Below are 23397 nucleotides of genomic sequence, written 5' to 3'. Positions count from 1 at the left end.
GAGCGGAGACGTAATTCTTCCACCAGATCGACCGCCCGTGCCTTTTGCATGTCACGCACCGTCATTCTGCAACCCGGATCGCGCCCGTCGCGTTATAGGGCCCACGCATGATCAAGGTCGCCAGCTACAATATTCACAAGGGCATCGGGCTCGACCGTCGGCGCAATCCCGAACGCGTGGTCGAGGTACTGCGCGAGATCGATGCGGACGTGATCGCGCTGCAGGAGGCGGACAGGCGTTTCGGGGCCAAGGCCTGCGTGCTGCCGCATCACCTGCTGGAGGAGCATAGCGACTGGAAGCCGGTCGACTTCGGCCTGCGCGCGCTCAGCATGGGCTGGCACGGCAACGTCATTCTCGTCCGCAAGTCAGCGCGCGTGGTCGATAGCGAACCGCTCCACCTTCCCTCGCTCGAACCGCGCGGTGCAGTGATGGCCGATGTCCAGTTCGCGGGCGGCATGCTCCGCGTGCTCGGCATGCATCTCGATCTGTCCGGCCTGTGGCGGCGCAAGCAGGCCGCCGCGATCATGAACCATGTCGATACCTGCGCGCAGGCGCATCCGACGGTGATGATGGGCGATCTCAACGAATGGAGTGCGGGCGCCGGCTGCCTGCGCGATTTCGGCCGCGACTATGCATTCGCGGAGACCGGGGCGAGTTTCCATTCGCGGCGCGCGGTCGCTCGGCTCGACCGGATCATGGTGTCGTCGGACTTGAACGTGGTCGAGTGCGGCGTGCATGCGAGCCCGGCGGCGCGGAAAGCCTCGGATCACCTGCCGATCTGGGCTATCCTGGAGCCAACGACACCGACGAACCGAACCGGCGCCACCGGATAAACCCCGAGCGATCACGCCCGAGCGATCATGTCGGCATGAGGATGTAGAATGCGCGAGAAGGAACTGCGACTGGCGCTCGTCTGCTATGGCGGGATCAGCCTTGCGGTCTACATGCACGGCATCACCAAGGAGATTTGGCGCCTCGTCTGCGCCAGCCGCGCCTTCCACGACGGCGACACGCCGAAGGGCGGCAGCGAGGGCGTGTATCACGCGCTGCTCCAGGAGATCGAGGCGCATGGCGCGATCCGCGTCCGCGTCCTCGCCGACATCATCGCAGGCGCCAGCGCGGGCGGAATCAACGGCATCTTCCTCGCGCAGGCGATCGCGACCGGGCAAAGCCTAGACCCGCTCACCGACCTGTGGATGACATCGGCGGACGTCGAGGCACTGATCGATACCGAGGCAGCACCCAAATCGCGGTTCTCTAAGGCGTGGGCGATGCCGCTCGCGTGGATGGCGGCGGGGCGGAGCACCGACAAGGTCGACGCGCTCGATGATCCGACGCGTGAAGAGGTGCGGACCAAGCTGTCGCATTTCATCCGCTCGCGCTGGTTCGAGCCGCCGTTCGGCGGGAAGACGTTCACCAACCTGCTGCTCGACGCGTTCGACGCAATGGCGGCAAGCGAACGCGGGCCTCGCCTGTTGCCGCCGGGCCAGCCGCTCGACCTGTTCGTGACGGTCACCGACTTTTCCGGGCACCCCGAGCGGTTGCAACTCAATTCACCCGCCGAAGTGGTCGAAACCGAGCATCGCCTGGTGGTCGACTTCACCGACAATGGCGGCGCATGCGACACGCTCGCGCCACCTGCGGAACTGGCGTTCGCGGCGCGCGCGACGTCGAGCTTTCCGGGTGCGTTCCCGCCGTTTACCGTGGCCGAATTGGACGGCGTGCTGAAGGATCGCGCGATCCATTGGCCGGAGCGCCCCGCGTTCCTCGCGCGCGTGCTGCCGCGTCATACGGCGGCCAATGCGGCGGAGAGCGCGGTGCTGATCGACGGCTCAGTGCTCGCCAACGCGCCGTTTCGGCCCGCGCTCGATGCGCTCAAGGAACGGCCGGCGCGGCGCCAGATCGACCGGCGCTTCATCTACATAGACCCCTCTCCCGACATCAAGCTGCGGCTGAACCGCGGCGGCGGGACGCCCGGCTTCTTCCAGACGATCATCGGCGCGATCAGCGACATTCCCCGCCAGCAACCGATCCGCGACAACCTCGAGGCGATCGCCGAACGCTCGGCGCGGATCGACCGGATGCGCGGGATCCTTACTGCAATCCGTCCCGAGGTGGAGGCCGACGTCGAATCGCTGTTCGGCCACACTCTGTTCCTCGACCGGCCGACCGCGCCGCGGCTGATCGCGTGGCGGCGTCGTGCGCAGAAGGCCGCCGCTGTCAGTTCGGGCTATGGCTTCGTCGCGTACGGCCATCTGAAACGCAGCGCGGTGATCGAGACGCTGGCGCTGCTGTTGTTCGACGCCGGGGAGCACCACCGCCCGCAGCGGCTGGCACAGATCCGGGCGGCGATCGTCGCGCATGTCGCAGCCTCGGGCGCGGATCAGCTCGGATCGGGGCATGCGGGCGGCGCAAGTGCCGCGTCGATCGCGTTCCTGCGGACGTTCGACATCGGCTTTCGTATTCGTCGGCTGCGGCTGATGGCGCGGCGCCTGTCGGAAGTTGAGACCGCCGCCGACGAGCCGGAACTGGGGCCGATGCGTGATGCGATCTACGAATCACTGTCGCCGTATCTCGATCGGTTGCGCGCCGAGATGCATGCCGGGCTGCACGATGCGGTGCGAGCGATGCGCGGCGATTCGACCGCGGTGCTGGATACGCTCGGCCGGACGTTCGACCTGGAGCGCCTCGATGCAGAAACCGACCAGCGGCTGGCGGAGGCGTTCGCCGCACTCGCCAAGCCGACGCGGCGCACGCTGTTGCTGGCGTATCTCGGCTTTCCGTATTTCGATACCGCGACGCTGCCGCTGCTGCAGGGCGAAGGGCTGGACGAGTTCGATCCGATCAAGGTCGACCGGATCGCGCCCGACGATGCGACCTCGATCCGCTCCGGCGGCGCCGAGGCGACGTTGAAGGGGATCCAGTTCGGGACGTTCGGCGCGTTCTTCAGCCGTGCCTACCGCGAGAACGACTATCTCTGGGGGCGGCTGCACGGGTCGGAGCGGATGATCGACATCACCGTCTCGACGCTGCCGTCGACCGTGCGGATGAAGCCGGGTCGCGTCGCGGCGATCAAGCGCGCCGCGTTCCTTGCGATCCTCGACGAGGAGGAGCCACGGCTCACCGCGATCCTGCCGCTGATCGCGCAGTTGCGGACGGAAATCGGCTAAAGCTGGCCAAAACGCCGATGTGGCGGTAGCTCTGCATTTCCGAGGGCGTTTCGACGCGATTGGAGCACAAAAGAGGGTCGCCGCATGCAGTTCCTGAAAATCCTGTTCTGGTGCCTGCTGGCGTTCATCGCCGCGGTCTTCACCATCAGCAACTGGAACGCCGTCCAAATCCAGCTCTGGGGCGGGCTGATCGCGGACGTGAACCTGCCGCTGCTGCTGTTCGTGACGTTCCTGATCGGGTTCGTGCCGACGATGCTCTACAATCATGCGATCCGGTGGCGGCTGCGCCAGCGGCTGTCGACGTGCGAGCGCGAGCTGCTGGACCTGCGCACGCCGCGGCCGGAACCGGTGGCGTTCGTGCCCGCCGAGACTCCCGCAACGATCGCGCCGATTGGCACGCCGACCGCTACGCCGCCGGGGTCGCTCCTGTGAGCAACCGGATCTACGTCGCACTCGACACGCCCGACCTCGCCCGTGCCAAGACGATGGCGACGCGCGTCCGCCACCATGTCGGCGGGATCAAGCTCGGGCTCGAATTCTTCTGCGCGCACGGCCAGTCCGGCGTGCATGCGATGGCGGAACTCGGCCTGCCGATCTTCCTCGACCTGAAGCTCCACGACATCCCGAACACCGTGGCCAAGGCGGTGCAGGCGTTGGGCGCGCTGAAGCCGGCGATCCTGACCGTGCATGCGAGTGGCGGGCGGGCGATGCTGGAGGACGCGAAGGCCGCAGCGCCGCTCGGCACCAAGGTGATCGCGGTGACGATGCTGACCAGCCTCGACGCGACCGATCTCGCCGCGACCGGCGTCGTTGGCAACGCGCACGACCAGGTTTCGCGGCTCACCGAACTCGCATGCGAGGCGGGGGTCGACGGGATCGTGTGTTCCGGCGCAGAGGTTGCGGCGGCCAAGGCGATCTGGCCGAAGGGGTTCTTCGTGGTGCCCGGCGTGCGCCTGCCCGACGGCCAAATCGGCGACCAGAAGCGCGTCGTAACCCCGCGCCAGGCGATGAACGCCGGCGCCTCGATCCTCGTGGTCGGTCGCCCGATCACCCAAGCCGAAGACCCAGACATCGCAGCCCGCGCGATCGGCGCGACGCTATAAGCCCGCCCCGTCATCCTGACTTTCGTCAGGATGACGGGGCGGGTTGCTCCCCCAAGGAACGCGAATGACCACCGCCAAGATCTGCGGCCTCTCCACCCCCGCCACGCTCGACGCCGCGATCAAGCACGGGGCGAGCCATGTCGGGTTCGTGTTCTTCCCCGCGTCCCCGCGCCACGTGACGTTTGCGAAAGCCGCCGAACTCGCCGCACGCGTACCGCGCCACGTCGCGAAGGTCGGCGTGTTCGTCGATCCCGAGGACGACATGCTCGAACAGGCGGTCGGCTCGGCGGCGCTCGACGTGTTGCAACTCCACAAGGTGTCTCCGCCACGCGTCGCCGCGATCCGCGCGAAGTTCGGGATCGAGACCTGGGTCGCGGTCGCGGTTCGTACGCGCGGCGATCTCGATGCGGCGCACGGGTTCGTCGGAGTCGCCGATCGCATCCTGTACGACGCGAAGACGCCGGACTCGGCAGCGTTGCCCGGCGGGATGGGCTTGCGGTTCGACTGGGACTTGCTCGACGGGTTCCGGCATCCGCTGCCCTGGGCGCTCTCCGGCGGGCTCGATCCTGCGAACGTGGCAGAGGCCATTCGTCGGACAGGGGCGGAACTGGTCGACGTGTCCTCAGGCGTGGAAAACGAACCGGGCACCAAGGACGAAGCAAAGATTGCGGCGTTCCTCAGGGCGGTCGCCGCCTGAGTTGTTCACCCGCGAAGGCGGGTGCCCAGACTGGATCCCCGTCTTCACGGGGATACAAGGGCTTGGCGCACCGTACCGAGGTGCTAAAGCGCTCAGCATGAACGCTCCTACCCTCGCCCCCAACTCCTACCGCGCCCAGCCCGACGAGCGCGGCCATTTCGGCGACTTCGGCGGCCGCTATGTCGCCGAGACGCTGATGCCGCTCGTCCTCGAACTCGACGAGGCGTACCGCGCGGCCAAGGCCGACCCCGCCTTCAAGGCGCAGTTCGACGACCTGCTCGAACATTATGTCGGCCGCCCCAGCCCGCTCTACTACGCCGAGCGCCTTACCGAGGCACTTCGCGAGTCCGCCGCCGAGGGCATGGGCGCGCAAGTCTGGTTCAAGCGCGACGAGCTGAACCACACCGGCGCGCACAAGATCAACAACTGCATCGGCCAGATCCTGCTGGCGATGCGGATGGGCAAGACCCGGATCATCGCCGAAACAGGCGCGGGCCAGCACGGCGTCGCGACCGCTACGGTCTGCGCGCGCTTCGGCCTTCCTTGCGTGATCTATATGGGTGCCAAGGACGTCGAGCGTCAGGCGCCCAACGTGTTCCGCATGAAGCTGCTCGGCGCCGAAGTCCGCCCCGTGACGAGCGGCGCGCACACGCTGAAGGATGCGATGAACGAGGGCATGCGCGACTGGGTCGCCAACGTCCACGACACCTTCTACATCATCGGCACCGCCGCCGGTCCGCATCCGTATCCCGAGATGGTCCGCGATTTCCAGAGCGTGATCGGCACCGAGGCGCGCGCGCAGATGCTGTCGCGCGTCGGTCGCCTCCCCGACATGCTGGTCGCGGCGATCGGTGGCGGCTCGAACGCCATCGGGCTGTTCCATCCGTTCCTCGACGATGCCGACGTGCAGATGCTCGGCGTCGAGGCAGCGGGCCACGGGCTCGACAAGCAACACGCCGCCAGCCTCGCGGGCGGCTTCCCGGGCGTGCTCCACGGCAACAAGACCTACCTGTTGCAGGACGAGGACGGCCAGATCACCGAGGCGCACTCGATCTCGGCCGGGCTCGACTATCCCGGCATCGGCCCCGAGCATGCGTGGCTCCGCGATATCGGCCGCGTCCAGTATGACAGCGCGACCGACACCGAGGCGCTCGACGCCTTCCAGCTGCTGTGCCGGACCGAGGGCATCATCCCCGCGCTGGAGCCAAGCCACGCGATCGCCACGGTGACGAAGAAGGCCCGCGAGATGCGGCAGGACCAGATCATCCTGGCCAACCTCTGCGGCCGTGGCGACAAGGACATCTTCACCGTGGCCGAAGCACTCGGGGTGGCGATATGATCGCACTTCTGCTCCCCTCCCGCCTGCGGGAGGGGTCGGGGGAGGGCCTGTTCGCTCCTCAGACCTTAACTGTGCGGCTATGTCAGCCCCTCCCCCACCCCCTCCCGCGAGCGGGAGGGGAGCTGTGAGCCGCCTCGCCGCCACTTTCGCGCGCACCGCCGCCGCTGGCCGTGCCGCGCTCGTCGCGTTCGTGACCGCGGGCGATCCCACCACTGAGGCCACCGGCCCGATCCTCGACGCGCTCGTCGCGGGCGGGGCGGATGCGATCGAGCTCGGCATGCCGTTCACCGATCCGATGGCCGACGGCCCGGCGATCCAGGCTGCGAACATCCGCAGCCTCGCGCAAGGGACCCGCACCGCGGACATCCTCGCCACCGCCACCGCCTTTCGCGCGCGGCATCCGGACGTGCCGCTGGTGCTGATGGGCTATGGCAACCCGATGCTCCGGCGTGGCGCGAACTGGTTCGCGCAGGCGGCTGCCGACGCTGGCGTCGACGGCGTGATCTGCGTCGACGTGCCGCCCGAAGAGGACGATGCGCTCGGTCCGCAGTTGCGTGCCGTCGGGATCGACCTGATCCGCCTCGCCACGCCCACAACCGACGCTGCCCGCCTGCCGACCGTGCTCGACGGTGCGAGCGGGTTCCTGTATTACGTGTCGGTCGCCGGCATCACCGGTCTCCAGCAGGCGCAGCAATCCTCGATCGAGGACGCAGTCGCTCGCCTCAAGGCACAGACCGACATCCCGATCGCGGTCGGCTTCGGCATCCGCACGCCTGAGCAGGCGGCCAATGTCGCCCGCGTCGCCGACGGCGTCGTCGTCGGCTCGGCGATCGTCGAACTGGTCGCGCAACACGGTGCCGCTGCAGCCGAACCGGTCCGCGCCTATATCAAGTCTCTCGCCGACGCCGTCGCGAGCGCAAGGAAAGTATCCGCATGAGCTGGCTGAACAGCGTCCGCAACGTCCTGCCCTTCGTCGCGAAGCGCGAGACGCCCGAGAATCTCTGGCACAAGTGCAAGGGCTGCGGGCAGATGGTTTTTACCAAGGAGCTCGAGGACAATCTGTACGTCTGCCCGAAATGCGATCACCACGACCGCATCGGGCCGAAGATCCGCTTTGCGCAGTTGTTCGACGAGGGCAGCTGCAGCGAACTCCCTGCACCGAAAGTGCCCGAGGATCCGCTCAAGTTCCGCGACCAGAAGCGGTATACCGATCGCCTCAAGGCGGCGCGGACCAACAACAGCGAGCAGGACGCGCTGATCAACGCACGCGGCGCGATCGACGGCCACCGTGTCGTCGTCGGCGTGCAGGATTTCGGCTTCATGGGCGGCTCGATGGGCCTGGCCGTCGGCGAGGCGTTCGTTCGCGGCGTCGAGGCGGCGATCGAGGACCGCGTGCCCTATGTGATCTTCACCGCGAGTGGTGGCGCGCGCATGCAGGAGGGCATCCTCAGCCTGATGCAGATGCCGCGCAGCACGGTCGCGATCCAGATGCTCCACGACGCCGGCCTGCCGTATATCGTCGTGCTCACCGATCCGACCTCGGGCGGCGTGATGGCGGCGTATGCGATGCTCGGTGACGTGCAGATCGCGGAGCCGAAGGCGACACTGGCGTTCACCGGGCGCCGCGTGATCGAGAGCACGATTCGGGAGAAGCTGCCCGAGGATTTCCAGACTAGCGAATATTATCTCGAGCATGGGCTGATCGACATGGTCGTCCACCGCAAGGACCTGCGCGAGCAGCTCGGTACGGTGATCGGGTATCTCAGCGCGCGCGAGGCCGCGTAATCTCTACTCCCTCTCCCTCCGGGGAGAGGGTCGGGGTGAGGGTAGCCACAGACGCGGCGCTCGGAACTGCCCCTCACCCCAGCCCTCTCCCCGGAGGGGAGAGGGAGCCTAGAAGAATGCCCGACCACGCGACGTCCTCGTCCCCCGCAGTGCAAGCGCAGCTCGACCGATTGACCGCGCTGTCACCAGGCGCGGACATTCTCGGACTGGAGCGCATCACCGCACTCCTGAGCCGCCTTGGCGACCCGCACCTCGATCTCCCCCCGGTGTTCCACGTCGCCGGCACCAACGGCAAGGGCTCGACCTGCGCCTTCCTCCGCGCCGCGATCGAAGCCGCAGGCCACAGCGTCCACGTCTATTCCTCGCCGCACCTCGTCCGCTTCAACGAACGCATCCGCCTCGCCGGATCGCTGATCGAAGACGACCTGCTCGCCGCCTTGCTGTCGGAAGTGCTCGACCACGCCGCCGACCTCCAGGCGAGCTTCTTCGAAGTCACCACCGCCGCCGCCTTCCTCGCCTTCGCCCGCACGCCCGCCGCCGCGACGATCGTCGAAGTCGGTCTCGGCGGCAGGCTCGATGCGACCAACGTCATTCCCAACCCCGTCGTCACCGGCATCGCCGCGCTCGGCGTCGACCACCAGTCGTTCCTCGGCGACACGCTGCTGGAAATCGCCGGCGAGAAAGCAGGCATCGCCAAGTCCGGTGTGCCGCTCGTCACGATGGACTATCCCAAGGCCCTCCGCGCGAAGATCGCCGCGGTCGCCGATTCCGCCGGCGCTCCAGTGTTCGCCCGGGGCACCGCCTGGACGAGCGAGACCGCACGCTCGACCGTTCGCTACGAGGATACCGGCTTTTCGGTCGTCACCAACCGCCCCCGGCTCGTCGGCGCGCACCAGTCGCGCAACCTTGCGCTCGCGATCGCGATGCTTCGTCACCAGGGCGCGCTGCACGTTCCCGAAGCCGCGATGCGCGCCGCCGCGGACTGGGCGCACTGGCCCGCGCGCATGCAGCGATTGTCGGATGGCCCGCTGCTCGCGCAATTGCCCGACGGCAGCGAGCTGTGGCTCGACGGCGCACACAATCCCAACGCCGCACAACCCGTCGCGCGCGCGCTGAGGACGCTCGCCAAGGGCCGCCCGGTAACGCTGATCCTGGGCATGCTCGCGAACAAGGATGCGGACGCCGTGATCCGCATCCTGTCGCCTTCGGTCGGCCACGTTATCGCGATTCCCGTCCCCGGCCACGCACATCACGCGCCCGAGGCCCTCGCGATGCTCGCCCGATCGTTCGGAAAGACCGCAGGAACAGCCGCCACGCCCAGTGAAGCGCTAGCTTCGATCGCCGCGCAAACCGACCAGCCGCAACTCGTGCTGATCGCAGGTTCGCTCTACCTTGCCGGTGAAGTGCTCGACGCAAACGACCAACCGCCGGACTGAGCTCTTATTGCTATTGACTATCAATAACCAACACGCGACGTTGTGGTCACCACCACGGAGTCGCGTGAATGACCGATACCCGCCCCAATTCGACGACCAACTCGACGGCCGCCTCGACACAGACCATCGCCAGCGCGACCTCGCTGCTGCCCCATGCGCTACCGCCTTGTGAAAACGCGCGAATCGCCTTGTTCGCGATGCGGCGCATGGGCGCACACGGGCTCGCCGATGCCCGCGCTTCGCACACGATGTTCACTGCGTTTGGGCAAGGCTTCCGTCGCCCGCTGGTCCTGCTGAGGGCGCTGATGGCGGACCTTGCCGGCACCTCGGCGGGTACGATCGCGATCGCCCCGTGCTGCTGCGCACGGATGACGCCGGCGGAATCGGCGATGCTGTCGGTGCTCGCGCGCGTCGAGACCGCGCCCGAGATCGCACGCTATCTGATGGCCGACCTGCTCGGCGTCCGCCGCATCGACGGCGTCCTCGCCAGCGCCGCCGCTGTCGCAGCCGCCTTCGCCGACGAGGGTCGCCCGATCACGGTATAGCGGCGGGTGCGTCCGGGGTTTCGTCTGCGCGCGCCCGCCGGACGCTCTCGACCACGAACCCTTGCCGCCACAGGATCCACAACAGCACGAGGCCGGGGATCGCGACGACCATCGTCAGCATCCAGAACCCCGGCCACCCGAGCGCGGTGGCCGCATAGCCGGCAGGGGCCGCTAGCCACGTCCGCCCGACCGCGGCGAACGAGGACAGCAGCGCGAACTGGGTCGCTGTGTAGGCCAGGTTCGACAGACCCGAGAGATACGTCACGAACACGGTCAGGCCGATCCCGCTGGTCACCTGCTCCGTCGCCACCGCGATCGTCAGCCACGTGTTCGAATGGCCGTGCCAAGCGAGGATCACGAAGGTGAAGTTGCTCAGCATCATCAGCACACCCGAGACGAACAGCGCGCGGCCGAGACCGAGCCACGCCATGAACGGTGCACCGAGCGCGGTGCCAACGATCAGCCCCCAGAACCCGACCAACTTGTTGATCGCGATGAATTCGGTGTCACTGAACCCGAGCTCGACGATCATCGGGTTGAGCATCCCCTGCCCCATTGCGTCGCCGAGCTTGTAGATCAGCACGAACAGGAGGATGAGCACTGCGCCGCGCCGCTGGAAGAACTCGCGGAACGGGCCGATGATGGTATCTTCGAGCCAGCGCCCGCCGGTCTCGTGCGGCTGCTTGGCCAGCACGCGATCGTGAAGGCCTCGCCCGGCCCAAAGAGCGGCGAGCGCGCCGGGGATGACGCAGAACGCGGTCAGGCCGTAGCCCAGCGCCCAGCCTAGCCCGAGGCCTTCGGACGAGGCGATCGCGATCGTGCCGACGCCTGCAGCCAGATTGCCGAGGCGGTAGCCGAACTGGTTGTTGGCAGTGCCGTGCGGGAGTTCGTCCTCGGGCAGGATCTCGATCCGATAGGCGTCGATGACGATGTCCTGGGTTGCGCCGAGGAACGCGGTGACGATCGCCCAGAACGCGAAGACGCCGAGATGCTCCTGCGGCGCGCTGAACCCGAGCATCCAGACCGATCCGAACAACAGCGCCTGGACCACGAACAGCCACGCGCGTCGCTGTCCGACCAGGCGGGTCAGCACCGGGATTTCGAACCGGTCGATGAACGGCGCCCACAGGAACTTCAGCGTGTACGGCGTGGTCAGGCCGATCGCGAACCCGATCGTCTTCTTGTCGATACCGACCTTCGAGAGCCAATAGCCCATCGTCCCGAGCAACAGGGCAAGCGGAAAGCCGCTCGATATGCCGAGCAACAACGCGGCGATCGGCCTCGGCCGAAGATATGGTGCGAGCGTGGCCAGAACGGAGCGGCGTTCGACAGGATCGGGGGCTACGGTATCGGTGGACATGCGCCAACCATAGCGCGCTGTCCGAGCGAGGGAAGACGTTAGCAGACCAGCGTCACGCCGTCCGCGGAAACAACGTGAAGCCAGACGGCACGCGCGTCGGCTTGCCGCCACCGAGCATCGCCTCAATCGCTTCGATCGCCGCGATCAGGTCGCGCGGCATATAGGGCTTGGCCATGCAGCCGGCGGCGAGCGTGGTCGCCTCGACCGGGCAGCTTCCCGTCACGAACATCACCGGCACGCCCCGGGCCTGTGCCGCGCGTGCGACGTCAATGCCGGAGCCGTCTGCGAGGTTCACGTCGACCAGCACCAGATCGATCACCGTGTCGCTCGCCAGGATCGGCAAGGCCTCAGCGACCCGGTCGATCGTCGCGACGATCGTGAACTTCGCATCGGTCAGGAAATATTCGGTATCGAACGCGACCAGCGGTTCGTCCTCGACCACCAAAAGCCGGACGATCTGCCGCTTCTTCTTCCCGAACAACATTGCCGAAAGGCCCCCGGACGCGAACGAAAGGTCGTTACGCTCGCGAGTTCTAACGCACCGCCGCACGAACGGTCGCAAATATTTTCGCGCTGAGCGCCGATCCATAGTATCAGCCGCGCCATGACGACTTCAAAAGACGATAACCCGACTGCCAGCCCGTCGAACGACGCGCCCGCAACCTCCCCCGAAACGCCGACCGCACCGATCAAGGGCGACCGTATCGCCAAGCTCCTCGCCCGCGCCGGGATCGCCTCGCGCCGCGATATCGAGCGGATGATCGCCGAGGGGCGCGTCGCGCTCAACGGCAGCATTCTCGACACGCCGGCGACGATCCTGCGCAACCTCAACGGCGTGACGGTCGATGGCGACTCGGTCGAGGCTCCGAGTTCGGCGCGGCTGTTCCTGTATCACAAGCCGACCGGGCTGCTCGTCACCGAGCGCGATCCCGCCGGCCGTACGACGATCTACGACCGCCTGCCGCAGGATCTGCCGCGGCTGGTGCCGGTCGGCCGCCTCGATCTCAACACCGAGGGGCTGTTGCTGATGACCACAGATGGTGGGCTCAAGCGCCAGCTCGAGCTGCCCGCGACCGGGGTCGAGCGTGCCTATCGCGCGCGCGCTTACGGCAACATCACGCAGCCGCAGCTCGAGGAACTGATCGAGGGTATCGAGATCGAAGGCGTCCGCTACGGCTCGATCAACGCGAATATCGAGCGGCGCACTGGCGCGAACGTCTGGATCGAAATGATCCTGACCGAGGGCAAGAACCGCGAAGTCCGCCGCGTGCTGGAGCATCTTGGGTTGCAGGTCTCGCGGCTGATCCGCACGCGCTACGGCCCGTTCGTGCTCGGCGACCTGCCGCCAGGGCAGATCGGCGAAGTGCTCCAGCACGACGTCGTCGCGTTCCAGAAGGAACTGGCCAAGGGTCGACCCGAGGGTCCGGGTGCGCGCGCGAACATCGGGATCAGCGCGAGTGCCGGTGCGGGGGCCGGGATCGGCGCGCGGTCCAGCCAGCGAGGCAGCAACGCGCCGCGGCCTGCGCCGACGGCACGGCCTGCACCGGGTGCGCGTCCGGTTTCGAGCGCGCGGCCTGCTACTGGCGTGCGTGCGCCGGTTCGTAGTCCGTATGCGGCGCCTGCAAGCTCGGGCTTTTCGAGCGGCGCGGTACCGACCGATCGGCCTTCGCGACCGGCCCGTCCGGAGCGGATCCGTCCGACCGCGGCGATGCAGCGCGGCGACGTCAACGATCCCTGGGCGCGGCCTGATGTGCGGAATGCTGCTCGGCCGACGGGGACGCATCACGCCCGGCCGACGAGTGGCGAGACGTCCAAGCCGTACGTGCGGCAGGAGCGTGCGGATCGCGGCGAGGAACTGAGCACGAGCCCCAAGATCAAGCATTTCCGCGCCGCCAAGCCACCGCGGGAGCGCGCTGCGCCGTCGCGAGTCGGCGCTGGTGCTACGGCGCAGCGTCAGGAGCAACCGCGGGGCTTCCGTCCGCAGGCGGACGATTCGCGGGGGCGCAGTTCGCTCGACAAGCGCGCGGCGCGGAGTGCCAGCGGGCGTCCGGGTGCCGAGCCACGACCCGTGCGTTCGGAGGGCCCGGCGCGGCCTGAACGCGGCACTCGTCCTACTGCACCCGGCAAGGGTCCGTCGGGAGGGCGCGGTCATCCGCCCCGTGCACCACGTGGAGGGAAGCGCTGATGCGGATCATCGCAGGACTGTACCGCGGCCGTCAGATCGCCGCGCCCAAGGGTGACACCACCCGTCCCACCGCCGACCGGATGCGCGAGACCTTGTTCTCGATGCTGACCAGTCGCGTCGGAAGCTTCGAGGGGTTGGCGGTTGCCGATCTGTTCGCAGGCTCGGGCGCGCTGGGGATCGAGGCACTCTCGCGTGGCGCGGGGACGTGCATGTTCGTCGAATCGGACAAGCTGGCGGTCGACGCGCTGAAGTCGAACCTCGCCAAGCTGGAAATCCGCGGTGACGTCCGCGCGACGTCGGTGATGGCGCTCGGGCCCGCGCCGGCGCCGCTCGACGTGATCCTGATGGATCCGCCCTACAACACCGGTGCCGGACTGGTCGCGCTCGACAGATTGTCGCGGCTGGGTTGGGTCGGACCGGCGACGTGGATCAGCCTGGAGACGGCAAAGGCCGAAGTCGTCGAACTCGCCGGCTTCGAGGTCGACGCCACACGCGTGCACGGCAAGGCGCGGCTGACGCTCTTGCGGCCAGTGTCCGCGTAAAAGAATGCTCTCCCGCCAAGGCGGGAGAGCATTCTACTTTTCGGTCGTGCGGCCGAGGATCAGCAGCCCGCCAAGGCTCAGCACCCCGGCCGCCATCAGATACCCTCCGACCAGCCACAGCCCATGTGGCGCCAGCGCCTCCGCGACGATCGGCGCCAGCGCACCGCCAAGCACGCCGCCAAGATTGAACGTCATCGACACGCCGGTGTAGCGCACCCCCGCCGGGAACAGGCTCGGCAACCAACCGCCGAGCGGGCCGTAGGCGAACCCCATCACGAACAGCGCGCCCGACAGCCACAGCCATACGGTGAACAGCGATCCCGACCCAAGCATCGGCCCCATCAGCGCGCCGACGCCGATGCACCCGGCAAACCCGATCGCGAGCATGCGCGCTGCCGAATACCGATCCGCGAGCACGCTCGCGACGATCACGCCGCCTGCCAGGAACCAGATCGCGACGAGTTCGACGCCGAGGAACGCCTCGCGCGAATAGCCGAGCGTCTTGGTGCCGTAACCAAGCGCGAACGCGGTCGCGAGATAGAACAGGGCGAAGCATGCGATGACCCCGAACGTGCCCGCCAGCGTCGCGCGGAGATGCTGCGTGAGAAGCGTCGCGATCGGCACCTTGGGGAGCGCTTCGGTCGCTTCCGCTTCGAGGAACGCGGGCGTCTCGGTCAGCTTGAGCCGCACCCACAGGCCGAGCCCGACGAGGATCGCGCTGAGCAGGAACGGGATCCGCCAGCCCCAGGCGATGAACTGCGCCTCGTCGAGCACGAGACCGATGATCAGGAACAGCCCGTTCGCGGCAAGGAAGCCCACCGGGGCACCGAGCGGCGGGAACATGCCCCAGGTGTTCTTGCGGTGCGGCGGCGCGTTCTCGACCGCCAGCAGCGCCGCCCCGCCCCATTCGCCGCCAAGCCCGAGCCCCTGCCCGAGGCGCATCAGGCACAGCAGCGCCGGAGCGATCCAGCCGACTTGTGCATAGGTGGGGAGGAAGGCGATCCCGACGGTCGATCCGCCCATCAACAATAGCGACGCAACGAGGGTGGACTTACGCCCGATCCGATCGCCGAAATGCCCGAACACGATCGCCCCGACCGGGCGTGCAACGAAGGCCAATCCGAAGGTGGCATAGCTCAGCAGCAACTGCGCCGACGCGGACTGGCCCGAAAAGAACAGCGGCCCGAACACCAGTGCCGCGGCGGTCGCGTAGATGTAGAAATCGTAGAACTCGACCGCGGTGCCGACGAGGCTGGCGGCGAGGATGCGGCGATGGGAGGCGAGCGTCGTCATGAACACGGTCTCGCCGCGGTCGCTGTTGAGGTCAACCGGTTGCGGCTTTCGATCCTTCCCCGCCAGGGGGAGGTGGCGCGTAGCGACGGAGGGGGAGGACACGCAACCGACCTCCCCCTCCGTCTGGCAAGCGCCGGCCACCTCCCCCTTGCGGGGGAGGATCAGAGTGGGAGGACTATGCGGGCGACGAGACCGGGCGCGTTGTCGGCGAGTTCGAAGTGGCCATCGTGCAGGCGTGCGACGGCCTCGATCAGCGCCATACCGAGCCCCGCACCGGGGGTCGAGCGGGCGCTGTCGAGGCGGCCGAAGCGCTTCAGCGCCTGGGCACGGTCGGAGGCGGCGATGCCGGGGCCGCGGTCCTCGACCTGGATCGCGACGCCGTCGGTGCGGTGGACGATCCGCAGCGTGACTTCGCCACCGCCGGCGCCGTGACGGAGCGCGTTGTCGATCAAGTTGGTGATCGCCTGGCTGATGAGTTCGCGGTGCAGCTTCATCGGCGGCGGGCGGTCGTCGATCGCGATCGTGAATACCAGGCCGGCATCCTCCGCGACGGGCGCGTAGAGTTCGCCGATCTCTTCGAGCAGGTTCGCGGGCGCGACCTCGATGAAGCGGTCGCGCGAGACCGAGCCCGAGCGGCTGATCTCGATCACCATCGTCAGCATCCGCATCACCAGGTCGGTTTCGACCAGGAGGCCGCCCAGCGCCGCCTCCCGAGCGTCGGGATCGGCGATCAGCACCGCCTGCTCGGTCTTGGTCCGCAGCCGCGCAAGCGGGGAGCGGAGGTCGTGCGCGAGGCTGTCGGTGACGATCCGCAGTTCGGCCATCACGCCTTCGAGCTTGCCCAGCATGACGTTGAGGCGGGCGGCAAGACGATCGAACGCATCGCCGCCACCCGCGATCATGTCGACGCGGCGAGACAGGTCACCTTCGCCCGCCGCCTCGATAGCCTTGGCGATGCCGTCGAGCCTGCGGCTGACGTATCGCGTGAGGACCAGCCCGCCGACCACGCCAAGTGCTAGCGACAGGAACACGGCGACCGCGAGCGCACGTTCGATCGCGCGTTCCTCCGCGGCGATCAGGTCGAGATTGCGGCCTGTCAGGAGCCAATAGCTGCCGAGCGGGTGGAGCGCGTACCCCGTCTCGCGCGCGGACCAGAGTTCGTCTGCACCGAGTCGTGCAATGCGAAACTGCGTGATGCGGAGCGGGACCGCGAGGCGCTCGGGCGCAATGCCGACGACTGCCCTGCCCTTCGGGTCGACCACCGCGAGGACGAGCGAAACGTCGCCGGGGACGACTGCGCTGTCGATCGCCTGACGGATCGCGGGGAGGCCACCGTTACGCCAGACCGCGCGCAGGGCTTCGGATTGTTCGGTGGTCTCGCGCCGGATCGCGTCGATCGCGTCCGCGCTGGTGGTCTTCCAGACGAAGCCGACCAGCGCGAGGTTGGAGACCAGCGCCAGCGCGATCGAGAGCAGCGCAATTCGCGCTGTTACCGAGAGGCGAATCACCCTTCTACGGCGAGCCGGTAGCCTGCGCCGCGGACCGTGTGGAGGATCGGCGTCGGGAACCCTTCCTCGAGCTTGCGGCGGAGACGGCCGATATGGACGTCGACCACGTTCGAGCCCGGGTCGAAGTGATAGTTCCAGATCTTCTCGAGCATCATAGTGCGCGTCACCACCTGGCCGGCGTGGCGGGCGAGGAACTCAAGCAGGTTGAACTCGCGGGCGCCAAGCGGGATCGAGCGGCCGGCGCGCGAGACCGCGCGGGCGAGCAGGTCGATCTCAAGGTCGCCGACGGAGAGCTTGGTCTTCTGCGGCTCGGTCGCGGCACGGTCGGAGCGGCGCAGCATGGCCTCGATCCGTGCGGACAACTCAGCGAATGAGAAAGGCTTGCACAGATAGTCGTCGGCGCCGGCCTTGAGCCCATCGACGCGGTCGTCGACGGCGGCGAGTGCCGACAGGATCAGGACGGGCGTGGCAATGCCTGCGGCGCGAATCGCGCTGACCATCGACAGGCCATCCAGGCCCGGCAGCATGCGGTCCGCGATGATGAGGTCGAAGATGCCCTCGCTGGCGAGGAACAGGCCGTCACGGCCGTCTGCACAGGCTTCGATTGCATGGCCGGCCTCAGCCAAGCCCTTGGCAAGATAGGCGGATGTCGAGGCGTCGTCCTCGACGATCAGGATCTTGCGGCTCAACGCGGTATCACCTTCCCTGCCACCGATTTCGGTCACCATCTCCTGCCCTTATAAACGGAAAGGCCGGCGGAAAGAACCCTTCCCGCCGGCCCCCACGGTACCCCCGGGAGTGACGGGCACCGATCTCTGGAAACTCATGCGACCGTTGCTGGCCACGTGTTCGTTCTAGGATCGGGCGGGGGTCAGGGCGATGACCGAGGGGTGACAATTTCGTCATGTTGATATTGTTGTATAAAGCACTTGATGACGCGGACACACGATGCTCCTCCCCGTCATCCCGGCGAACGCCGGGACCCATGGTTGCGGAGTGGGTAGTGGTCACGCGCCATCATATGGTCCGCCGTATCCGTGGGTCCCGGCGTTCGCCGGGATGACGGATGAGGGTGCGACCGATACATGCGCGATCCGCAGCTCCCGGCGCCATGTCCCCCCGGGCGGCGCCCTTACTTAGCGTCTAGAATCGCAGCGATCGCCGCGCCGACATGTGCAATGTCGGCCATGCCGTCGACCCGGTGGACCAGGCCCCGTGCGTCGTAGATCGGTAGGATCGGCGCCGTCTTCGCACGATATTCGGCCATGCGGTTATGGACAGTTTCCGCATTGTCGTCGGGACGGCGCTTGAACTCGGTCGAGCCGCAGACCTCGCAGACCCCGGCCACGACCGGCTTCTTGTAGCGATCGTGATAGCCAGTGCCGCACTTGGCGCAGGTGTAGCGGCCGACGACGCGGTCGATCAGCGCGGCTTCGTCGACGCCCAACTCGATGACGTAGTCGAGCGTGCGACCGCGGTCTGCGAGCAGGCCGTCGAGCGCTTCCGCCTGTGCCGCGGTGCGCGGATAACCGTCGAATATGACGCCGTTCGCCGTGTCCGGCTGGTCGAGACGCTCGCCGATGATGCCCGACACGATCTCGTCAGACACGAGACCGCCCGATTCCATAACCGACTTAGCTTGAAGGCCGACCGGCGTTCCGGCGGCGACGGCTGCACGCAGCATGTCGCCGGTCGAAAGCTGCATCATGCCGCGCTCGCTGACGAGCGTGGCGGCCTGGGTGCCCTTGCCCGCGCCGGGCGGTCCAAGAAGGATGATATTCACGAAACGCACTCCCCTCGTTCGTGCAGGAATTAAACCGGGTTAGCCCCGCAACTTAACGAAGTCGATTGCCCTTGAGCTTCGCCTTCTTGATCAGGTCGCCATATTGGTGCGCCAGCAGGTGCGACTGGATCTGCGTCACCGTGTCCATCGTCACGTTGACGACGATCAGCAGGCTGGTGCCACCGAGGTAGAACGGGATCTGCAACGCGGTCACCAGATATTCGGGCAACAGACAGATGATCGTCAGATACGCCGCACCGATCACGGTGATGCGCGTCAGCACGTAATCGAAGTAATTCTCGGTGTTCTTGCCTGGGCGGATGCCGGGGATGAACCCGCCATTGCGCTTCAGGTTGTCGGCGGTTTCCTCGGGGTTGAAGACGACCGCAGTGTAGAAGAACGAGAAGAAGATGATCCCGGCGCCGTACAGCAGCATGTACACGGGCGAGCCGTGCTGCAGGTACTGGTTGAGCGTGATGATGAAGTCACCCCACTTCGACTCACCCGCGACACGCTGGCCGGCGAACTGCGAGATCGTCAGCGGCATCAGCAGCAGCGACGAGGCGAAGATCGGCGGGATCACGCCGGCGGTGTTGATCTTCAGCGGCAGATGGCTGCGATCGGCCTGCATGCCGCGCTGCGTCTGGCGCTTGGGATACTGGATCAGGATGCGGCGCTGCGCGCGCTCCATGAAGCAGATGAAGAGGATCAGCACGACCACCGCGACGACGATGCCGATCAGCTTGATCGGATCGAGCGAGCCCGAGCGGCCGCCTTCGAGCAGGTTGACGAGCGTGACGGGGAGATGCGCGACGATGCCGGCCATGATGATCAACGAGACGCCATTGCCGATGCCGCGGCTGGTGATCTGCTCGCCGAGCCACATCAGGAACATCGTACCGCCGATCAGCGAGATGACCGCGGCGACGCGGAACATCATGCCGGGCTCGATGACCGCCTGGATGCCCTGCGCGGCACCGAGCGTCTCAAGGCCGACGGCGATGAAATAGCCCTGCACCGCGGTCAGGCCGACGGTGCCGTAGCGCGTGTACTGGTTGAGACGCTTGCGACCCGACTCACCGTCCTTCTTGATAGCGGCGAGCGTCGGCGACAGCGAGGTCGCGAGCTGCACCACGATCGAGGCGGTGATGTAGGGCATCACGCCGAGCGCGATCAGCGACATGCGGCTGAGCGAGCCACCCGAGAAGGTGTTGAAGAAATCGAGCACGCCGCCCTGCGTCTGCTGCGACAGCAGGCCGAGCGCGGTCGGGTCGACACCCGGCAGCGGGACATAGCTAAGCAGGCGGAAAATGATCAGCGCACCGATCGTGAACCACAACCGCTTCTTGAGGTCGGTCGCCTTCGCGAATTTCGAAAGGCTGATGCTTTGCGCCATCTGGTCGGCTGCGGATGCCATGCGTGTGATCGTCCTGGAAACAAAGAAGGCGGGATGCGTTGTGACCGCCCCCGCCGCTCATATAGGCGCACGGGCGCGCTTGTCTAATGGCTAAGGCTACTTCCGTTCGCCCCCGATACCGTTCGTCCTGAGCGAAGTCGAAGGACATTGCCCCGAGTGACGTACCCTTCGACTTCGCTCAGGGCGAACGGAGGAAGGAAAATCGCTCAGCGGCGGCGGATCAGAAGTGGGCGACGGGAAGGCGCCAAGTCAGGCAAATAAAAAGGGGGCCAGCGCTTTCGCACCCGCCCCCTTTGTCCGGCTTAAGCCTTGAACGACGCCTTGTGCGCCGCACGCTCCTTGTACTTCACGCCCTTCTTGGCGGCAGCCTTCTCGGCTGCGGGGATGAAGTGGATCACCTCGACCTTGCCGCCGATCTTCTCGACCGCTTCGATCGCGCCCTTCGACGCACCGTCGACGGTGAACGAGAGAACCGTGGTCAGCTCGCCCTTGGCGAGGAGGCGGACGCCGTCCTTGCCGCCGCGTGCCAGGCCAGCGGCCTTCAGCGCGTCGTGGTCGAGCGTGGCGTTAGCCTCGATCTTGCCGGCGTCGACCGCGAGCTGGATCGCGCCGAGGTTGACCTCTGCGAAGTCCTTGCGGAAGATGTTGTTGAAGCCGCGCTTAGGCAGACGCATGTGCAGTGGCATCTGGCCGCCTTCGAAGCCGGCGATGGACACGCCCTCACGGCTCTTCTGGCCCTTCTGGCCGCGGCCTGCGGTCTTGCCCTTGCCCGAGCCGATGCCGCGTCCGACGCGCATCTTGGACTTACGGGCACCTTCGTTATCGCGGAGTTCGTTGAGCTTCATGGTAATGCACTCGCTTTCGCTTGTTACGCGCTGGTTTGAAATCGCCGGGTTCGAATCTGGAAATAAGGAAGGGGGCCGTTAGCCCCCTTCCCGGTATTTGTCACTAGGTAGCGTGAAGGCTCAGCCTTCGACCGACACCATGTGCTGCACCTTGCGGATCATGCCGCGGACCTCTGGGCTGTCTTCCAGCTCGCGGGTCTTGTGCATCTTGTTGAGACCGAGACCGATCAGCGTTGCGCGCTGATCCTTCTCGCGGCGGATCGGCGAACCGGTCTGCGTGATCTTGATGGTTGCCATGATCGCTTACTCCGTGATCGCAGCTGCATCGGCCTCGGCGGTCTTCGAACCACCATGGCCGAGCAGGTCGGCGATCTTCTTGCCGCGACGCTGTGCGACGGCCTTGGGCGAGGTCTGCTCGCCAAGGGCCTCGAACGTGGCGCGGATCATGTTGTAGGGGTTCGACGTGCCGACCGACTTGGTCACAACGTCCGCAACGCCCAGCGATTCGAAGACTGCGCGCATCGGGCCACCGGCGATGATGCCCGTACCCTGAGGCGCCGACCGCAGCGTGACCTTGCCGGCACCGAAGTGACCGTTGCCGTCATGATGCAGCGTGCGACCGTCCTTCAACGGAACGCGAACCATCTTCTTCTTGGCAGCAGCCGTGGCCTTCGAGATGGCTTCCGGCACTTCGCGTGCCTTGCCATGACCGAAGCCTGCACGACCCTTGCCGTCGCCGACGACGACCAGCGCTGCGAAGCCGAAGCGCTTACCGCCCTTGACCGTCTTCGAGACGCGGTTGATGTGCACCAGCTTCTCGATCAGCTCTTCGCCGCCATCGTCCGCACCGGGACGACCGCCACGATTGTCGCGACCGCGACCGCCGTCGCGACCACCGCGGTTGCCGCCTGGGCCTCCGCTGCGGTTGCCGCCGGGGCCACCACGACCACCGCCGCCGCCGCCACCGGGACCGCCGCGACCGCGACCGCCACCGTTGTTGCCCTGGTAGCCAGTGCTCTGCGGGACATTCTGAGCCGTGACGTCCTGTGCGGTCGTCTCGGGAGCGATTACTGCCGGCGTGTTGTTTTCGTCAGCCATGTCTTAGAACTCCAATCCGGCTTCGCGCGCGGCATCGGCAAGAGCCTTCACGCGACCGTGGTAGAGGAAACCGCCGCGATCGAACACGACCTGGGTCACGCCCGCTGCCTTGGCAGCCTCGGCGACGCGCTTGCCGACCGAAGTCGCCGCGTCGATGTTGGCGCCGGACGTGCCGCGCACGTCCTTCTCCAGCGTCGAGGCCGACGCGACCGTCGTGCCAGCGGAATCGTCGATCACCTGGGCATAGATGTGCTTGCCCGAGCGATGCACCGACAACCGCGGACGGGTGCCTGCACGTGCGCGGAGCGCGGTACGGTTGCGGCGACGCCGCTTGGCGAAAAGAGAAAGTCCCTTGGTCATTACTTCTTCTTCCCTTCCTTGCGGAAGATGAACTCGCCGTCGTACTTGATACCCTTGCCCTTGTAAGGCTCGGGCTTGCGCCACTGACGAATTTCCGCGGCCAGCTGACCGACCATCTGCTTGTCCGAACCCGAGATCTCGATCGTCGTGTTGTCGGGGGTCTTGACTTCGATCCCCTCCGGCACGTCGATGTTGACGTCGTGGCTGTAGCCGAGCTGCAGCTTGAGGTTGCGACCCTGCGCTGCGGCACGATAGCCAACGCCGGTGATCAGCAGCTTCTTGGTGAAGCCTTCCGACACGCCGGTGACCAGGTTCTGCACCATGGTCCGCTGCATGCCCCAGAACGCGCGCGCGCGCTTGGTGTCGTTGGCCGGCTGCACCGAAATGCCGCCGTCTTCGATCGTGTAGCTGATCTCGTCGCGAAGCGGCATCTTGAGGGTACCCTTGGGGCCCTTCATCGTCAGCTGCTTGTTCTCGATGGTCGGCGTGATGCCTGCCGGTACGGTGACCGGCTTCTTACCAATGCGGCTCATCAGAACACCTCCGCGAGGACTTCGCCGCCGACGTTCTGCTCACGTGCTTCGGAATCCGACAGCACGCCGCGGGGCGTCGAGACGATGGTGATGCCGAGGCCGTTACGAACGCGCGGGAGTTCCTGCGAGCCGGAATAGACGCGACGGCCGGGCTTCGAGACGCGTGCGACATGCTTGATCGCAGGCTGGCCCTCGAAATACTTCAGCTCGATGCGAAGGCCGGCCGCGGGGCCCATCTGCTCTTCGCTATAGCCACGGATGTAGCCTTCGCGCTGCAGAACGTCGAGCACGCGGACGCGCAGCTTCGACGCCGGCGTGAGGACGGAGTCCTTCTTCGCGCGCTGGCCATTACGGATACGGGTGAGCAAATCACCCAGGGGATCGGTCACTGCCATGAT

25 protein-coding genes are annotated in these 23397 nt (G+C 66.8%); 12 read left to right on the top strand and 13 right to left on the bottom strand.

All coding sequences use genetic code 11. The features are described 5' to 3' along the window. The first annotated feature begins 107 nt into the window (after nt 1-107). The 10 genes from AC59GX_RS03125 to AC59GX_RS03080 all read left to right on the top strand — a co-directional run bounded on the left by AC59GX_RS03125 (nt 108) and on the right by AC59GX_RS03080 (nt 10075). Nucleotides 108-833, top strand: a complete 726-nt coding sequence (locus AC59GX_RS03125) for an endonuclease/exonuclease/phosphatase family protein (protein WP_056486827.1) — start codon at nt 108-110, stop codon at nt 831-833. Nucleotides 834-881: 48 nt separating this feature from the next. Then, the gene (locus tag AC59GX_RS03120) at nt 882-3170 is read left to right on the top strand and encodes a patatin-like protein (protein WP_426281032.1); all 2289 of its coding nucleotides are present in this window, start codon (nt 882-884) and stop codon (nt 3168-3170) included. Between the two features lie 84 nt (nt 3171-3254). Then, nucleotides 3255-3602, top strand: coding sequence for a hypothetical protein (locus AC59GX_RS03115; RefSeq protein ID WP_426281033.1), 348 nt, complete (start codon nt 3255-3257; stop codon nt 3600-3602). Further along, a complete protein-coding gene (gene pyrF / locus AC59GX_RS03110) occupies nt 3599-4273 on the top strand; it encodes an orotidine-5'-phosphate decarboxylase (protein ID WP_426281035.1) in 675 nt (224 codons plus the stop codon). The genes AC59GX_RS03115 and pyrF overlap by 4 nt, the downstream gene beginning before the upstream one ends. Nucleotides 4274-4337: 64 nt before the next feature. Beyond that, complete coding sequence (locus tag AC59GX_RS03105; RefSeq protein WP_426281036.1) at nt 4338-4970, top strand: phosphoribosylanthranilate isomerase; 633 nt, start codon at nt 4338-4340, stop codon at nt 4968-4970. Between the two features lie 97 nt (nt 4971-5067). Beyond that, nucleotides 5068-6309, top strand: coding sequence for a tryptophan synthase subunit beta (gene trpB / locus AC59GX_RS03100; protein ID WP_426281037.1), 1242 nt, complete (start codon nt 5068-5070; stop codon nt 6307-6309). A gap of 124 nt (nt 6310-6433) precedes the next feature. Next, entirely contained in the window at nt 6434-7246 is an 813-nt protein-coding gene (gene trpA / locus AC59GX_RS03095) for a tryptophan synthase subunit alpha (RefSeq protein ID WP_426281038.1), read from the top strand. Then, nucleotides 7243-8094 (top strand): acetyl-CoA carboxylase, carboxyltransferase subunit beta, encoded by an 852-nt coding sequence (gene accD / locus AC59GX_RS03090; RefSeq protein WP_497300792.1) that lies wholly within the window; start codon nt 7243-7245, stop codon nt 8092-8094. Before trpA ends, accD begins: the two co-directional genes overlap by 4 nt. A 116-nt stretch (nt 8095-8210) precedes the next feature. Further along, entirely contained in the window at nt 8211-9530 is a 1320-nt protein-coding gene (locus AC59GX_RS03085) for a bifunctional folylpolyglutamate synthase/dihydrofolate synthase (protein ID WP_426281040.1), read from the top strand. A gap of 68 nt (nt 9531-9598) precedes the next feature. Beyond that, entirely contained in the window at nt 9599-10075 is a 477-nt protein-coding gene (locus AC59GX_RS03080; RefSeq protein ID WP_244186687.1) for a DUF6628 family protein, read from the top strand. Here AC59GX_RS03080 and AC59GX_RS03075 read toward each other — a convergent pair. Continuing rightward, nucleotides 10065-11435 (bottom strand): AmpG family muropeptide MFS transporter, encoded by a 1371-nt coding sequence (locus AC59GX_RS03075; protein ID WP_426281041.1) that lies wholly within the window; start codon nt 11433-11435, stop codon nt 10065-10067. The two genes, AC59GX_RS03080 and AC59GX_RS03075, sit on opposite strands and share 11 nt — an antisense overlap. A gap of 52 nt (nt 11436-11487) precedes the next feature. Next, complete coding sequence (locus tag AC59GX_RS03070; RefSeq protein ID WP_056060487.1) at nt 11488-11919, bottom strand: response regulator; 432 nt, start codon at nt 11917-11919, stop codon at nt 11488-11490. Nucleotides 11920-12039: 120 nt separating this feature from the next. Between AC59GX_RS03070 and AC59GX_RS03065 the strand changes: the two genes are divergently transcribed. Further along, nucleotides 12040-13620, top strand: a complete 1581-nt coding sequence (locus AC59GX_RS03065) for a pseudouridine synthase (protein WP_426281042.1) — start codon at nt 12040-12042, stop codon at nt 13618-13620. Further along, nucleotides 13620-14162, top strand: a complete 543-nt coding sequence (rsmD, locus tag AC59GX_RS03060; protein ID WP_497300789.1) for a 16S rRNA (guanine(966)-N(2))-methyltransferase RsmD — start codon at nt 13620-13622, stop codon at nt 14160-14162. The genes AC59GX_RS03065 and rsmD overlap by 1 nt, the downstream gene beginning before the upstream one ends. A gap of 33 nt (nt 14163-14195) precedes the next feature. Here rsmD and AC59GX_RS03055 read toward each other — a convergent pair whose 3' ends face one another. The 11 genes from AC59GX_RS03055 to rpsH all read right to left on the bottom strand — a co-directional run bounded on the left by AC59GX_RS03055 (nt 14196) and on the right by rpsH (nt 23394). Next, a complete protein-coding gene (locus tag AC59GX_RS03055; protein ID WP_426281115.1) occupies nt 14196-15455 on the bottom strand; it encodes an MFS transporter in 1260 nt (419 codons plus the stop codon). Between the two features lie 161 nt (nt 15456-15616). Then, a complete protein-coding gene (locus AC59GX_RS03050; protein WP_426281044.1) occupies nt 15617-16963 on the bottom strand; it encodes a sensor histidine kinase in 1347 nt (448 codons plus the stop codon). Continuing rightward, entirely contained in the window at nt 16960-17652 is a 693-nt protein-coding gene (locus AC59GX_RS03045) for a winged helix-turn-helix domain-containing protein (protein WP_056050249.1), read from the bottom strand. The genes AC59GX_RS03050 and AC59GX_RS03045 overlap by 4 nt, the downstream gene beginning before the upstream one ends. 443 nt (nt 17653-18095) lie before the next feature. Next, nucleotides 18096-18746, bottom strand: a complete 651-nt coding sequence (locus AC59GX_RS03040; RefSeq protein ID WP_426281045.1) for an adenylate kinase — start codon at nt 18744-18746, stop codon at nt 18096-18098. Nucleotides 18747-18798: 52 nt separating this feature from the next. Next, the gene (gene secY / locus AC59GX_RS03035; RefSeq protein ID WP_055872627.1) at nt 18799-20163 is read right to left on the bottom strand and encodes a preprotein translocase subunit SecY; all 1365 of its coding nucleotides are present in this window, start codon (nt 20161-20163) and stop codon (nt 18799-18801) included. Between the two features lie 302 nt (nt 20164-20465). Then, on the bottom strand, nt 20466-21008 hold the full coding sequence (gene rplO, locus AC59GX_RS03030; protein ID WP_497300787.1) for a 50S ribosomal protein L15: 543 nt from the start codon (nt 21006-21008) through the stop codon (nt 20466-20468). A gap of 120 nt (nt 21009-21128) precedes the next feature. Continuing rightward, nucleotides 21129-21305, bottom strand: a complete 177-nt coding sequence (gene rpmD / locus AC59GX_RS03025) for a 50S ribosomal protein L30 (RefSeq protein ID WP_055872633.1) — start codon at nt 21303-21305, stop codon at nt 21129-21131. 6 nt (nt 21306-21311) lie between these two features. Beyond that, nucleotides 21312-22106 (bottom strand): 30S ribosomal protein S5, encoded by a 795-nt coding sequence (rpsE, locus tag AC59GX_RS03020; RefSeq protein WP_060524133.1) that lies wholly within the window; start codon nt 22104-22106, stop codon nt 21312-21314. A gap of 3 nt (nt 22107-22109) precedes the next feature. Beyond that, nucleotides 22110-22466, bottom strand: a complete 357-nt coding sequence (gene rplR / locus AC59GX_RS03015) for a 50S ribosomal protein L18 (protein WP_426281047.1) — start codon at nt 22464-22466, stop codon at nt 22110-22112. Further along, a complete protein-coding gene (gene rplF, locus AC59GX_RS03010; RefSeq protein WP_056047628.1) occupies nt 22466-22999 on the bottom strand; it encodes a 50S ribosomal protein L6 in 534 nt (177 codons plus the stop codon). The genes rplR and rplF overlap by 1 nt, the downstream gene beginning before the upstream one ends. Further along, on the bottom strand, nt 22999-23394 hold the full coding sequence (rpsH, locus tag AC59GX_RS03005; protein WP_031393751.1) for a 30S ribosomal protein S8: 396 nt from the start codon (nt 23392-23394) through the stop codon (nt 22999-23001). The genes rplF and rpsH overlap by 1 nt, the downstream gene beginning before the upstream one ends. Nucleotides 23395-23397 lie beyond the last annotated feature (3 nt).

Source organism: Sphingomonas sp. 320_CC, from assembly GCF_059691795.1.
This window is presented reverse-complemented; position numbering and strand designations above follow the sequence as displayed.